The 13,266-nt window shown below is 55.3% G+C and carries 11 protein-coding genes; 10 read left to right on the top strand and 1 reads right to left on the bottom strand.

The window, feature by feature from the left end; translation table 11 throughout:
- Positions 1–340 precede the first annotated feature (340 nt).
- The 8 genes from HY010_06610 (at position 341) to HY010_06575 (ending at position 7,788) form a co-directional block, all read left to right on the top strand.
- A complete protein-coding gene (locus tag HY010_06610) occupies positions 341–1,714 on the top strand; it encodes a hypothetical protein (GenBank protein MBI3475384.1) in 1,374 nt (457 codons plus the stop codon).
- 12 nt (positions 1,715–1,726) lie between these two features.
- Positions 1,727–2,629: a c-type cytochrome gene (locus tag HY010_06605; protein ID MBI3475383.1), complete on the top strand. Its 903-nt coding sequence runs from the start codon at positions 1,727–1,729 to the stop codon at positions 2,627–2,629.
- A 31-nt stretch (positions 2,630–2,660) separates the two neighbouring features.
- Positions 2,661–3,362 (top strand): carboxypeptidase regulatory-like domain-containing protein, encoded by a 702-nt coding sequence (locus tag HY010_06600; GenBank protein ID MBI3475382.1) that lies wholly within the window; start codon positions 2,661–2,663, stop codon positions 3,360–3,362.
- 78 nt (positions 3,363–3,440) lie between these two features.
- Positions 3,441–4,241: a hypothetical protein gene (locus HY010_06595; protein MBI3475381.1), complete on the top strand. Its 801-nt coding sequence runs from the start codon at positions 3,441–3,443 to the stop codon at positions 4,239–4,241.
- Between the two features lie 57 nt (positions 4,242–4,298).
- Positions 4,299–6,080: a cbb3-type cytochrome c oxidase subunit I gene (locus HY010_06590; GenBank protein ID MBI3475380.1), complete on the top strand. Its 1,782-nt coding sequence runs from the start codon at positions 4,299–4,301 to the stop codon at positions 6,078–6,080.
- 41 nt (positions 6,081–6,121) lie between these two features.
- A complete protein-coding gene (locus HY010_06585; GenBank protein MBI3475379.1) occupies positions 6,122–6,799 on the top strand; it encodes a cytochrome c oxidase subunit 3 in 678 nt (225 codons plus the stop codon).
- 45 nt (positions 6,800–6,844) lie between these two features.
- Positions 6,845–7,444 carry a cytochrome c oxidase subunit 3 gene (locus HY010_06580; GenBank protein ID MBI3475378.1) on the top strand — a complete coding sequence of 200 codons (600 nt, stop codon included), beginning with the start codon at positions 6,845–6,847 and terminating at the stop codon, positions 7,442–7,444.
- A 26-nt stretch (positions 7,445–7,470) separates the two neighbouring features.
- Positions 7,471–7,788, top strand: a complete 318-nt coding sequence (locus tag HY010_06575; GenBank protein ID MBI3475377.1) for a cytochrome C oxidase subunit IV family protein — start codon at positions 7,471–7,473, stop codon at positions 7,786–7,788.
- 371 nt (positions 7,789–8,159) lie between these two features.
- On the opposite strand, the gene HY010_06570 is transcribed toward HY010_06575, so the two are convergent.
- Positions 8,160–9,386, bottom strand: a complete 1,227-nt coding sequence (locus HY010_06570; GenBank protein MBI3475376.1) for a hypothetical protein — start codon at positions 9,384–9,386, stop codon at positions 8,160–8,162.
- A gap of 336 nt (positions 9,387–9,722) precedes the next feature.
- On the opposite strand from HY010_06570, the gene HY010_06565 reads away from it, so the two are divergent.
- Together HY010_06565 and HY010_06560 are read left to right on the top strand one after the other, a co-directional pair.
- Positions 9,723–11,495 carry a hypothetical protein gene (locus tag HY010_06565; GenBank protein MBI3475375.1) on the top strand — a complete coding sequence of 591 codons (1,773 nt, stop codon included), beginning with the start codon at positions 9,723–9,725 and terminating at the stop codon, positions 11,493–11,495.
- A gap of 967 nt (positions 11,496–12,462) precedes the next feature.
- A complete protein-coding gene (locus tag HY010_06560; GenBank protein ID MBI3475374.1) occupies positions 12,463–13,266 on the top strand; it encodes a hypothetical protein in 804 nt (267 codons plus the stop codon).

Here is a 13,266-nt window from a genome sequence, read left to right as displayed (position 1 = left end):
CCAACGCGCCTTTTTGTCTGCGGACTTAGCTCGCGAATCTCCACTGCAAAAATCCCACGCCGCAGCCGGGATATTGCCAGGGCGATTTACTTTTTCGATTGGGCTCATCAAAAAAATCAAAGACTCCTTGACTCCGAAGCAAGAGGCCGAGTATAGTCCCGCTCCAAAGCTTGGGGTAGCAAGGATGGCGTTTACTTGAGGGAACCTGGAGATTCCTCGGAGTTCGCCGTAGTGTCGCGAACTCGCGGCCACAAAGCACCGGGAGTCCTTGCCCGGCGCGCTCTACCCTTATCTACGCTCGATTTTACCCGTCACATTCTCAGACTGCAGAGAGGATCGTATGCCTAAGCCCTCCCATGTTTGCGCGTATCGAACGCAGATCCGCCCGGCTATTTATTTTGCTGGGCTGCTGCTGTTGCTGGTGGTCCTGAATAGCACGCCCGGATATGCGATCCCGGCCTTCGCCCGAAAGTATGGGTTGCCTTGTTCAGCTTGTCACGAAGCTTGGCCGAAGCTGAATAGCTTCGGACAGAACTTCAAAGACAACGGCTACCAGCTCAACAACGATCGCGATTCGCCGATCTGGATGAACCCTTCATACTGGCCGGTGGCCATGCGCATTACTCCGCACTGGCACTATGAAAGCGCCGGACATCAGACGGTGCAGTCGGGCGATGGCACGGTTGAGAGAACGATAAACACCTCGGGCTTCGATCTCACGGGCATCGACATCCTGACCGGGGGCACGCTCGCCAAAAACATTTCCTTCCTACTGGTGCCGTCCATCGATGGCGTGGCCGGAACGGTAGGTTTTGAGTCGGCCAACATTCGAATCGACAACATCAAGGGCTCTCCGTGGTTCAACTTGAAGTTTGGAAAGTTCGAATTGGACGGGCCGCTCTCCGAGAAGCGAATGATGACATTCTCCAATCAGGGCGGAGCGTATCAGCTTTACCACTACGTCCCGTTCGGTGGGAACAACATCAATGACTTCACGGTGGGGGAGAATCAGCTCGGAGTCGAGTTGATGGGACACTCCCTCGACGACCACACGCGCTACGCGGCTTCGCTGATCAGCAGCACCAACGGCAACCTCGGACTTCCCGGCGGAAGGAGCTACGATGGCGCACTGCACATCAGCCAGGGGTTCATGGCGGGCAAGCTTGGGCTGCAGAGAGTGGGCGTGTTTGGAGTCGCCGGACTTCGTCCGACTTACTTCCTGACCGATGGAGATGGAAATCCGATTGGAGGGACTGGGCGTGGGAATCGGTCGTTCTATCGAGCCGGCGCTTATGGCAACTTATACATCGGGAAGTTCGATCTGGAGGGCGTTTTCCAGCGTGCGTCTGACAACGCTCTGCTGTCCAACAATGTTCCGGCGAATACGCCGCCGGATGAGATTCCGGAAGGTATTCGGGGCGCATCTTGGAATACCGGTACGTTCGAAGGCCACTATCTCTTTTCGCCCAAACATTTCGTTTTGGGACGGTACGAGATCGTGCGCATGTCGACCCAGCCGGTGGTCGACTTACCGAAAGATTTCGGCAATACCGACGTGTTTACAGCGGCGTACCGGTACTACCCATTCATCAACAGCCGCGCGGGTTTTGCGTGGCATATCGAGTTCTCCACGTTGAAATCGACCAAGACGTCGGACACCGGCGCCGACCAGCGCAGCAACAGCTTGTTCACCGGATTCGACTTCGCGTTCTAAGGGAGAGTGCACATGAAGAGCCGAATGATTTGCCACTCGATCTTGCTCCTTGCCGCGATCGCGGGTAGTGCGCTCGCCCAGAATGCCGGGATCAGTTCCGGCTATCCCACCAAGCACGATGGCCTGGCCCCCGCCGAACAGCGCGGTCACGGATTGTACCTGCGGTACTGCGTGTATTGCCACGGTACGTTCGGTGACGGCAACGGCGACAACGCCGCCTTCATCGACCCAAAGCCGCGCGACTTTACCGCAGCTACGTTTAAGTGCCGGTCCACCCCGACCGGGACGCTCCCACTCGATTCGGATCTGATCAACACGCTGATTCGCGGAGTACAGGCCAGCAACATGCCGTCCTGGCGCCCGCTGAGCGAGGAGAACCGGCAGGATCTCGTCGCCTACATCAAAACTTTTTCGGACCGTTGGAAAACCGAGAAGCCCGGCGACCCAATCAAGATCCCGCCGGAGACTCCCGTCACCATTGAAAGCATCCGGCACGGCCATGAACTCTTTCAGAAGATGGAATGCTGGAAGTGCCACGGGCAACAGGGACACGGCGATGGACCTTCGGCCTCGACCCTGACCGACAGCAAGGATCAACCCATTCGTCCGTACAATTTTTCGCAAGGTCACAACGATTCGCGCTTCAAGTGCGGTTCGGAAAATCAGGATCTCTACCGCATCTTCATGACCGGGGTCGACGGCACGCCCATGCCTTCGTTCGCGGACGTGATTCAGCCGAACGATGCCTGGGATCTTGTGCATTATCTGCGAACACTGCAAACCGAACGGCGCAGCAAGGAGAACGATGTCCTGAAAGGCGCGGGCGGTCCGTCAACATTCAAGACGCTGGAAAACAAGTCGGAGAACGCTTCTCCGTCGAATTCCACAATGGAAACGCACGTCGGCGGGCACTAACGAAATCGTGATTCCAGGAGAAATGACTTACATGCGCACAAAACAAACACTGATCGCACTGATGGCTCTACTGGTTTTTCCCGCTCTGCTGTTCGCTGGAACCGTCAGCGGCAAAGTCGTCTATACGGGGACCCCTGCGAAGCAAAAACCTATCGACATGTCCAAGGAACCTAGCTGTGCCAAGCAGCATGTCACACCCGTGACGGTCGAAACAGTGGTAGCCGGCCCCAACAACGCGCTGGAAAACGTCGTGGTGTATATCTCATCCGGCGCGCCCGATGACGGCCAGGTTCCGTCGCAGGCTGTTACCTTCGAGCAGAAGGGTTGCCAGTACATTCCGCATGTTCTGCCCATGCACGTCAACCAGGAACTGAAGGTCATCAACAGCGACCAAACTTCGCACAACATCCATCCGCTGGCCAAGGTGAACCGCGAGTGGAACAAATCCCAGCCACCCGGAACGCCGCCCTTGTCCGAGAAATATGACAAAGCCGAATTCATCTCGGTGAAGTGCAATGTTCATCCTTGGATGCATGGTATTTTCGCAGTGCTCAACACCAATCACTACGACCTGAGCAAGGGTGGTGGAGAGTTCAAGCTCCCGAATCTGCCCCCTGGCAAGTACACCGTCACTGCCTGGCATGAGGATTACGGCACACAGACTGCCGACGTCACCATCACAGGTAACGAAACCAAGGACGTGAACTTTACCTTCAAGGCGAAGGCTTACTGACGGAAGAGCAGCGGCGGTTTGTGCGCGTCGCTGCGCTTTCGCTACAGGTCGGAAGCAGCAATCAGAGGGCAAAGCATCATGGCGAAATTGTTTTCGATCACCATCGTTCTCATCGCGATCTTTTCCGCGATCCCCATCCTGCGACACACTTGGGTGGCCCCAGAAGACATCTCGACTCATGGAGCTTTAATCGATGAGCAGATGTCTGAAACCATGGCTGAGGCGGGCATCTCTTTCCTCGCGGCCCAATTCATTTTGGCGCTGTTTATCTGGAAGTTTTCCAATCGTGGCCCGGACGCGAAGATCAAGAGTTTTCCGGGCGGCGCCAAGGGCTTGGTGATTGCTGCGTTGCTAGTCGTCGGAGTAGAAGTCATGGCCCTGGGTGTATTCGGAGTGAAGGCGTGGGCTAACGTCTACCTCGATGCGCCCTCAGCCAATGCCATGCCCATCCAGGTTCAAGCCGGGCAATTCGCTTTTTATTTTCGCTATCCCGGCCCTGATGGTAAGTTCGGTGGCCTTCGCCCCGAGCTTATTAACGAAGGTTCTCAGAATATCTTTGGACTTGATCCTGAGCACGACGTGGATGCACGGGACGACATCGTGGCTGCCGAGATGGCGATCCCTGTCAATAAGGAAGTCCATCTCCTCATGCACGCGAAAGATGTGGGACATTCCTTCTTCGTCCGCGAGTTACGTGTGCAGCAGGACTTTGTTCCCGGGTTGGACGTTTCGCTGCACTTCACGGCAACGAAGGTCGGCAAATACGAAATCGTTTGTACCCAACTATGTGGCTTGGGGCACTACAACATGAAGGCGTATCTCGAAGTGATGTCCCAGCAGGACTTCGACAATTGGCTTAAGCAACAAGCAGGGCAGTAGGTCAGCCCGACCACGCTTGAGCGCGGGCGAATCGACACATCATCAAGAGGTGAGGATATGCACGACACGTCAGTGCAAGCGGCGCACCATGCTCCTCCGACCAGTTTCATTCGGAAGCACATCTTCAGCCAGGACCACAAGGTAATCGGGAAACAGTATTATGCGCTGGCCCTGTTCGCCGCTATTGTCGGAATGTTTCTCTCCTGGCTGATGCGCATTCACCTTGCTTGGAACAATGCTGCCATCCCCGGCCTGCAGTTGCTTTCTTCCAGCGGGGCCCCTGGTGGCGTGATGACGCCGGAGTACTACCTGCAATTGATGACCATGCACGGAACCATCATGGTCTTTTTTGTGCTCACAACCGCGCCCTTCGCCGCGTTCGGCAACTTCTTTTTGCCCATCCAGGTCGGCGCGGAAGACATGCCCTTCCCCCGTTTCAACATGATGTCTTTTTGGGTCACCTTCGTCGCTTTTCTTGTGCTGATGGCCTCATTCTTTGTAGGCGATGGACCAACATTGGGTGGCTGGACCCAATACGCACCGCTCAATTCGATCGGTGCGGTGGGAGGTCCGGGACAAGGTACGGGTGTCGTTCTTTGGGCAATTTCCATTGCTTTGTTTTGTGTTGGCCAGTTGTTGGGCTCATTGAATTTCATTCCCACGACTCTAGATCTGAGAGTTAAAGGGATGAGCCTCATGCGCCTGCCCCTCTCTGCTTGGGCGTGGTTCATTACCTCGTGCATGGGTCTGACAGCATTTGCCGTGTTAATGCCGGCTTGTATCCTGGTTATCCTTGACCACGTCGCCGGAACCAGCTTCTTTGTTGCCTCAAATCTGGTGTTGAATGATCAAGTGCTGCCGCACTCGGGCGGCTCGACTCTTCTCTGGCAGCACCTGTTCTGGTTCTTCGGACATCCTGAGGTCTATATCGCGATTGTGCCCGGCATCGGCATTGTCTCGCATGTCCTAATCACCAACATGCGCCGGCCGATGCTGAGCGCAAGGGTGCTCATATATTCCATGGGAGCACTGGCCGTTCTTAGCTACATGGTCTACGGCCATCACATGTTTGTCAGTGGCATGAATCCGTTTTCTTCGCTGGCATTTTCTTTCCCCACGTTGGTCATTACGATCCCGTCGACAGTCGTCGTATTGATATGGACTTTCAGCCTGTACGGTTCCAAGCTCCGAATCAACTCGGCTTCTCTGTTTGCCTTGGGCTTTATTTCGATGTTCGTCAGTGGCGGCGTGAGCGGCTTCTTTCTGGCTCAGCCATCCATCGATATCATGCTGCACGCTACTTACTTTGTTGTGGGTCATTTCCACCTGGTGATGGGCGTCGCGGCCATGTTCGGCATCTTCGCGGGAACTTACTTCTGGTTTCCCAAGATGGCTGGACGAATGATGAACGAGACTCTGGGGAAACTTCATTTCTGGTTGAGCTTCGTGGGAGCGTATTGCATTTTTATGCCATTCCATTACCTGGGTATGGCCGGCAACATACGCCGTTATTCAACCTTCACTGACGACTTCCTACAACCTCTGATTCCAGTCCACCGCTTTATCACCGTAGCGGCCCTGATCACGGGCGCTGCGCAACTGGTTTTTCTCTACAACCTTATTCACAGCCGCTATTGGGGCAAACCCGCGCCAGATAACCCGTGGGAGGCAACTTCGCTGGAGTGGAGTACGGCCACGCCTCCGCCTTTCGACAATTTCGGCGGGAAACACCCCGTGGTCTACCACGATCCCTATCAATATGGCGTGGAGAGTTCGGTTGGCGATTATCTGATGCAGACTTCGCCCGAGCAAGTCAAGACCGAGCACGACGAGAAATAACCTACGAGGAACTTCCTCGCCGAAGAGGAGTTTGGAACGTTATGGCAAGTACGGTACATGAACCACCGCAAATAGACCCGAACCGCCAGCCCGACCAAGGACACATCGGGAACCGCGGTTGGAAAAATCTCGTTCCAGCGGGCGGCAACCTGCATGCGGCACTAGATTATTCACCACCACCCTCGTCGACTGCCATCTGGGTGGTACTGTTCGCCATCACCATGATGTTTGCCGCGTTTACCAGCGCACTGATCGTTCGCAAGGGATCATCGCTGGACTGGCAGACTTTTAGATTGCCGTCGATCCTTTATCTCAACACGTTTCTACTGCTTGCCAGCAGCGCAACTCTCGAAATTGCGCGTCGACGTATCGCCGCCTTCATGGGTGGTTTGAGAAGTAGCTCTGAGAGCCCGTCACGCTGGCTGTATGTCACTTTGTTTCTCGGCCTGCTCTTTGTCGCTGGTCAATATATTGCCTGGACGCAATTGCGGGCGCAGGGAATGTATCTAGCCACTAATCCAAGCAGTTCCTTTTTCTACGTGCTGACTGCCACACACGCGCTGCACGTCTTGGGTGGTCTAGGCGGACTGATTCACGTTATTCGCAAGCTCGGTCAGTCGGCTTTACGGCAAAATACTCTGGTTGCCACCGCGCATTACTGGCATTTCATGGGCGCGCTTTGGGTGTATCTGATTGTGCTGCTTTGGATGAAACTCTAACCGACCCGACCACTAGGAGGCGCCGTGAGCCAAGCGGATTTGACCATGGAAGCACATTCGACAGGTCTGACGATAGGACCGGCATTTTCCATTCCTTCGAAGAAGCTGGCGATGTGGCTGTTTATTATTGCCGACACCATGACCTTCGCTGCGTGCCTTGTCGTCTATGGATTCTTGCGCAATGGCACTCCTGACTGGCCGAGACCGTTTCACAGCATCACGAATGTCGCCATTATGACCTTCGTCCTCCTGACCAGCAGTTTGACGATGCTCACCGGGCTGCGCGCAGCGCGTGCCGGAGACAAGTCGGGAGCGTTCCGCTGGACCATGATCACCGCGGCTCTAGGCCTCGTCTTCGCTGTTCTGCATGTTCGCGAGTGGATCGCTCTGATTGGAGAAGGCATGACCCTGTTCAAGAATCCCTGGGGAACGGGATTGTTTGGGGCATCATTTTTCAGCATCACGGGGTTGCATCTCACCCACGTTTCTTGCGGACTCATCGCTCTGCTCGTCGTTGGTGTGCGCTACAAGGGCGGCCGCTATAACGCCGATGACATCGAGATACTGGGTCTCTACTGGCACTTCGTGGATCTGGTCTGGATGTTCGTAGTACCGCTGGTTTACCTTTTGAATCTCAGCCACTAGGGCAACAATCCGGGGAGCGGAATGCTATGACAGCTGAAGAGCATAAGAGTAACGGAATCGGGAAAGATATGGTCATCTACGTTTGCCTACTCGCTCTCGCAGGCGTGCAATTCCTCGTCGCCTACCAAAACATCGGCACCACACAGATGCTCACGCGGATGATGGCCGTCGCCTGCATCGAGGCGGGTCTGGCAGTATTATTTTTTATGCATCTTTGGTCAGAAAAGCGCGCCTTCTTGCTCTTCGTTGTGGCCTTTACGATTTCTGTCCTGTTGGGGTTGCAATATGGATGGACTGATAGCACTCGGATGGTGACCGGTGCGCCCTTCTCAAACGTAAAGTGAAAAGCAGCCAGCACGAGGCAGATATCAGGAACTCTGGGAAGATGCTAAGAATGCAATTCAAGCTCCGGAAGCCGTCGCTGTGGATTGGCATAGTCGTTATTGGAGTGGCCATGCTCGCCACTCCCTCCCCGGCCTTCTCCCAGAGCTGCTCCCTGTGCTATACGCAGGCCGCCTCGGCCGGTGCTCGAATGATTCAGGCTTTGCGAAGCGGGATTCTGATTCTTATCGTCCCCCCTACGTTCATGTCGGTCTGCATGATCTTTATCGTTCATCGCAAACGCAATCAGTTCCGACAGGCTGACGACACGCCTGATTCTGATGGGACTGGCTAGCCGCAGCCCTGCCTCTGCGGTCGGACTTTGGGATCTGCTTTAAGGACAATTACGAGGCGCGGCATCGCCCGCAAATCGTGCCTTGATCCAACTAATCTGGTCTGACGTCGAAGTTCCCATCGCGCCGCTGGCATCCAGATTCGGATACTTCAAAAAGAGAATTCTGTCGCCTTGTTTGCACATCCGGGCGACGGTTGCTCTTGACATGTCACCCGGAATCACAGGGTCTGCCTCTCCACTGATAACCAGGAGCGGGCTGTGGGAGGTACGTAGACCGGGAGTGTTCCTGCTGAAAAATTCCTTTACGAACTTCTTGTTCTCCCAGTCCGGGTTGAGCATTTCGCTGGTGAACGCTGCCGGGTCGGTATCCCCTCCGCAGGTCTGCGCGGCCTGTTGGTAAGCTGGGAGTGCCATGTCGTTCAGCATGTCGCTTAAGTGAAACTCCGGATTACGCGCTTTGATCGTCGACGCTACGTCGAGCAACATGGGAATGGAAGAAGTCAGAGCGAAGCGCCGATAGGTCGATTGTGCATCCGCCAAGCCCGAGGTGGCGATGCTACCCAGATAATTCGGATCGCGTACCTCACTCTCCGCGATCGCGACCGCAGCCAGTGCCCCCTGGAAAGATCCCAAAGCGATCCATTTAGGCCCGATTTGTGGTGCCGCCGCACGCGCCGCCGGAATGGAGTAGATGACGTCCAATGCGTTCGATTGCATGTCCAGCTCCACCTTGCCGGAATCAACGCCCAACCCGGAATAGTCTGTCGCTACCACTGCATATCCGAGATTGGCATACATCGCGATGCGCGGCCCCACGCCAAGATTCTTTAACAACGAAGGAGCGCACTGTCGCCCAGTTCCCCGAAACTCGTGCGCCCAGGCAATCACAGGCCATCCCCCCTTGGGTGGGTTCCCACCGGGAATCAGCACCACTCCCGAGACAGGGACATCTTCTCCGTTTGCGGTTCGGGAATGATAGAGGATCCTGAATGCCGACAACTCAAACGGAAGTTGGTATTGATCGGTGGATTCCGAACGGATCAGTATGCCGGGTGTACCCGCTGGCAGCGGATGTGGAGTGGCATAGAAGCTGGTCAGAGGGAGAGTCTGGGATACACGGTATTTCTTGCCGGGCGCAGCGGCCTCAGCTTCTGTAAATTTTGGATGGCCTGCTATGGCAGCGAAAATGAATGAAAGGGCCCCAACCGTCGCGAGAGATTTTCGGGCGGCACCATTCCCTGACCGTAACCAAACACGCGTCGTCATGATGCGTCAGCGAAATGGTACCACCTTGTGATGCCCGGTAGCTGTATTGCCTATAGCGGTACGGAGATCGCCAGCTGCTTCGGAATACTCTTGATGAGGACGCCCGTGGATTGTCATCTAACAGGCGCTGCTTACCGCAACAACAATTTCCTTGAAACCCCAAAAATGGGCAGGAGCCATTTCTTCCCGTTGCCACATCCGACCATGTTAAGCGGATGGGGTAGTGTATACAGACGGCAAAATCCCTCCCCCACGGGTAAGATCCCGCTTTACGGATGCCTCACTCGGGGATATGATGTCGGCCTTCTCCCGGCGTGTTACCTCAGGAGGTTTCTCATGTCCCACCGCTCAGTGTTCTTCCTGTTAGTAGGTCCGATTCTGTCCGTGTGCCTGTTCGCTCAGAGTTACGATGGCCCAGCCCAATTGCCCATCACGACCGTTGCCAGTTCAATGGCAGACACTCCCGCTCCCGGCTCCATCATCACCGTAAATGCCGGAGAGGACCTGCAGGCCGCGTTGAATAGTGTGCAATGCGGTAACACGATACAAATCCAAGCTGGTGCAACTTTCACGGGAAAATTCCGATTCCCCGCCGTGAAATGCGATGACCAGCACTGGATCATTGTCCGCACCAGTTCTCCTGACAGCGCTCTGCCCGGAGACGGCCATCGCCTCACACCCTGTTACGCCGGAGTAGCGTCCCTCCCCGGGCGTCCGCAGTACTCCTGCAACAATCCGCAGAATGTGCTCGCCAAGCTCGTCGTCCCCGGTGTAGTCGGTCCCGTGATCTTCATGAATGGAGCCAATCACTATCGCCTGCTCGGACTGGAACTGACGCGCCAAGCAGGCAGTAAGGGATCCATGACCTTGGTAGCGGTTGACCGCGGAGGTACGGCTGACCACATCATTCTCGACCGCAGCTGGTTGCATGGCACCGCGCAAGACGAAACCCAGGATGGTTTCAACCTGTCCGGCACGAGCAACGTTGCCGTGATAGGTTCCTACTTCAGCGACTTTCACTGCACGTCTCGTGTCGGTAATTGTATGGAAGCCCACGCCATCAGTGGAGGCACCGGAAACTACCAGGACGGTTCTTACAAAATCGAGAACAACTTCCTCGAATCCTCCGCCCAATCGATCTTGTTCGGAGGAGCCGCCGCGACTACCACTCCTACCGACATCACTATCCGTTTCAATCACTTCTTCAAACCGTGGCAGTGGATGAAAGGCAACGTCCCGTACCAGGGCGGGGACGGAGGGAATCCGTTCATCATCAGGCATGCCTTGGAGTTCAAGAATGCAGTCAGGGTGCTCATTGAAAACAATCTGGTCGAAAACACCTGGGGAGGTTTCGGAGAAACCGGCTATGCAATACTCTTGACCCCCAAGAACCAGCACACCAAATCTGGCCGGAACGTCTGTCCCACCTGCCAGGTCACCGATGTCACTATCCGATACACGCACATCTTTCATGCCGGAGGAGGGATCGAAATGGAAACCGTGCTGTCCGGCGACGGCAACGGTGGAGGAGATGCCCTTCTTGGAACCCGCTTCAGTATTCACGACGTGGTTATGGATGACATCAGCCAGAAGTACTTCGCCCGGGGCAGGCTATTCCTGGTTGCCAACAAGTGGCAGTCGAATCCGTTGAATACGATTACCATCGACCACATCACCGGCTTCCCGGACCCAAAAAGCGGCGTCCTGTCCGTCGGAAACCTATTGTCGAATCCCCAGATGTACGGTTTCGTCTTCACCAACAGCATCGTAACAACCGGTAAATATCCCGTATGGAACAGTGGCGGAGGCGACACCAACTGTGCCTTCAGCGACGCCCCCTTGACCATACTGAACACTTGTTTTACCTCCTACACTTTCAGCAACAACGCGCTGCTCGCCGCCCCGTCGCACATTCTCGAATCGTCTTGGCCAACAGGCAACTTTTTCAACCCCACGATGGACGACGCCGACTTCGTCCAGTGTAATAACGGCAACGGCGGAAACTACCAACTTCAGGACGGCAGCCCCTACAAAAACCTGGGCACCGATGGCAAAGACCTAGGAGCCGACATCGTTGGCCTCAACGCGGCTCTCGCAGGAGTCGAGTAGGTCCGTACTTGACGGCGGTCGACGGTCTGCAGAGTGCTGCGGACCGTCTGCCCGCTGCGACCCCTTTGTTGTCGCCAACAGACCGCAACCGTCTTGCAACCTGTTTGCCCGCCCCAGACGGTCACACCCTTGGATTGTCACAACAATTGGTGACCGAACTCACTGGCTTGAATACGTTCGCCAACAAGCATTCCCCACGCAGCTGAATGACACCGATGAACGCCCTGCGGCTCCATCTCTGGCCAGGAACCCACGCACGACACTCTAGTCTCCGTCGATAGGAAATTGGGATCGCTACTGAATTGCGCAAGGCCATCGTAGATGGTGATCTATCCGCGTTGCGAATCGAAAACAGTGATGCAGCACCTGAGTCTCATCCCAAAGCAGAGTTCTACGCTTGCTACTGCTGGCATCTGTTCGTCGCTGTGTCAATTGCGGTATGGCCGTCCTCTCCATTCCGGTGAGGCGGTGTCGAGATGCGTATCCGAAAACCCACTGAACTTATACAGTCATAACCGCGGCGCTGGCGTGAAGGGCACTTGAGGCAGCAAGGCAGAAGGTGACTGCCGATTCGCGGATAACTATCTTCAAGTTAGCTAAGGCCGGACGTATCCCGTCATTCCGTGTCGGCACATGCGTCCGATTTGATCCACGCGCGGTCGCGAGTTGGTTACGGACGCAATAGCTCCCTGACTAACTGGCAGTAACCGCCGAGGTTCGAGTGTCCGAATTCCGGACACATTGTTATTGTCTTGACACTCGATTGTCGTTTGTCTTACTGTCTCCATCCAATCCCGAAGCGGGAAATTTAGCTTCACTTCGTCTCTCTGAGACTTCTCTCCGGGATTCTTCCCTAATTTGAAGTGATGACCCATGCGCCAGGGACTAGCGTCTCGGGGAAGATTACGCCCTAGCCCAAGGGCAGCATGTAGTTGCTAATCATTTCGTGTCAAAGAGGGAAGAATCCATGTCTATTCGCGGTCTGTGCTCGCTCCTCTTTTCTCTTCTGACTTTAGCTGATTCTAACCTCCTGTTTGGTCAGAATCAGACTCCTCTGAGCGATCCTCAGGCGGTGAGCCTTGTGTCTCAGTCACTGATCGCCTTAGGAGGTCCGAGCGTCTCCGACGTCACGATGAATGGCACAGCCGCCTGGAGTGTCGCATCTCTCACTGAGACGGCTTCTGCAACGATGACGGCAAAAGGAACCGGCGCTAGTCGGTTTGATATGGCATTGAGCGATGGGCCCCGCAGCGAAATTCGCAACGATGCTTCCGATGGTGCCAGGGGAGAATTGACCACCCCAGACGGTTCCCTTATTCCTTGGGGGCTGGAAAACTGTCTCGTGAACGCGGTGTGGTTCTTCCCGCACTTGTCTGTCTTAAGCGCCACAGGAGACTCGTCCCTCATCTTCTCCTACATCGGGCAAGAGACTCGCAATGGAACAACAGTTCAGCATATCCGGTCGTACCGCTACATTGTCGGCGCCACGGTGGAAGCAACTGCCCTTACCCAACAACTGAGCACGATGGATATGTACCTGGATGCAGCATCACTCCTCCCCACAGCGTTTGTCTTCAAAATCAGCTCTGGAGATGGGGAAGACCCCAGTCTTCAGGTGGAAGTCGACTTTTCCGCGTACCAATCAGTGAATGGCGTGCAAGTACCATTCCGAATTCAGCGATACGTCGGGGGAAACCTTGGGCTTGATTTTTCAGTCGCAAGCGTTCAGGTCAATTCTGGCGTATCGGACAGCCTATTTTCCATCCAGTAG

Source organism: Acidobacteriota bacterium, assembly GCA_016196065.1.
Lineage (GTDB): Bacteria > Acidobacteriota > Terriglobia > Terriglobales > Acidobacteriaceae > Acidiflorens.
This window is presented reverse-complemented; position numbering and strand designations above follow the sequence as displayed.

What these genes read in the sequence shown, in the direction of transcription:
- HY010_06610 (MBI3475384.1), top strand. Translation starts at nt 341, where the DNA reads ATGCCTAAGCCCTCCCATGTTTGCGCGTATCGAACGCAGATCCGCCCG.
- HY010_06605 (MBI3475383.1), top strand. Translation starts at nt 1,727, where the DNA reads ATGAAGAGCCGAATGATTTGCCACTCGATCTTGCTCCTTGCCGCGATC.
- HY010_06600 (MBI3475382.1), top strand. Translation starts at nt 2,661, where the DNA reads ATGCGCACAAAACAAACACTGATCGCACTGATGGCTCTACTGGTTTTT.
- HY010_06595 (MBI3475381.1), top strand. Translation starts at nt 3,441, where the DNA reads ATGGCGAAATTGTTTTCGATCACCATCGTTCTCATCGCGATCTTTTCC.
- HY010_06590 (MBI3475380.1), top strand. Translation starts at nt 4,299, where the DNA reads ATGCACGACACGTCAGTGCAAGCGGCGCACCATGCTCCTCCGACCAGT.
- HY010_06585 (MBI3475379.1), top strand. Translation starts at nt 6,122, where the DNA reads ATGGCAAGTACGGTACATGAACCACCGCAAATAGACCCGAACCGCCAG.
- HY010_06580 (MBI3475378.1), top strand. Translation starts at nt 6,845, where the DNA reads ATGGAAGCACATTCGACAGGTCTGACGATAGGACCGGCATTTTCCATT.
- HY010_06575 (MBI3475377.1), top strand. Translation starts at nt 7,471, where the DNA reads ATGACAGCTGAAGAGCATAAGAGTAACGGAATCGGGAAAGATATGGTC.
- HY010_06570 (MBI3475376.1), bottom strand. Translation starts at nt 9,386, where the DNA reads ATGACGACGCGTGTTTGGTTACGGTCAGGGAATGGTGCCGCCCGAAAA.
- HY010_06565 (MBI3475375.1), top strand. Translation starts at nt 9,723, where the DNA reads ATGTCCCACCGCTCAGTGTTCTTCCTGTTAGTAGGTCCGATTCTGTCC.
- HY010_06560 (MBI3475374.1), top strand. Translation starts at nt 12,463, where the DNA reads ATGTCTATTCGCGGTCTGTGCTCGCTCCTCTTTTCTCTTCTGACTTTA.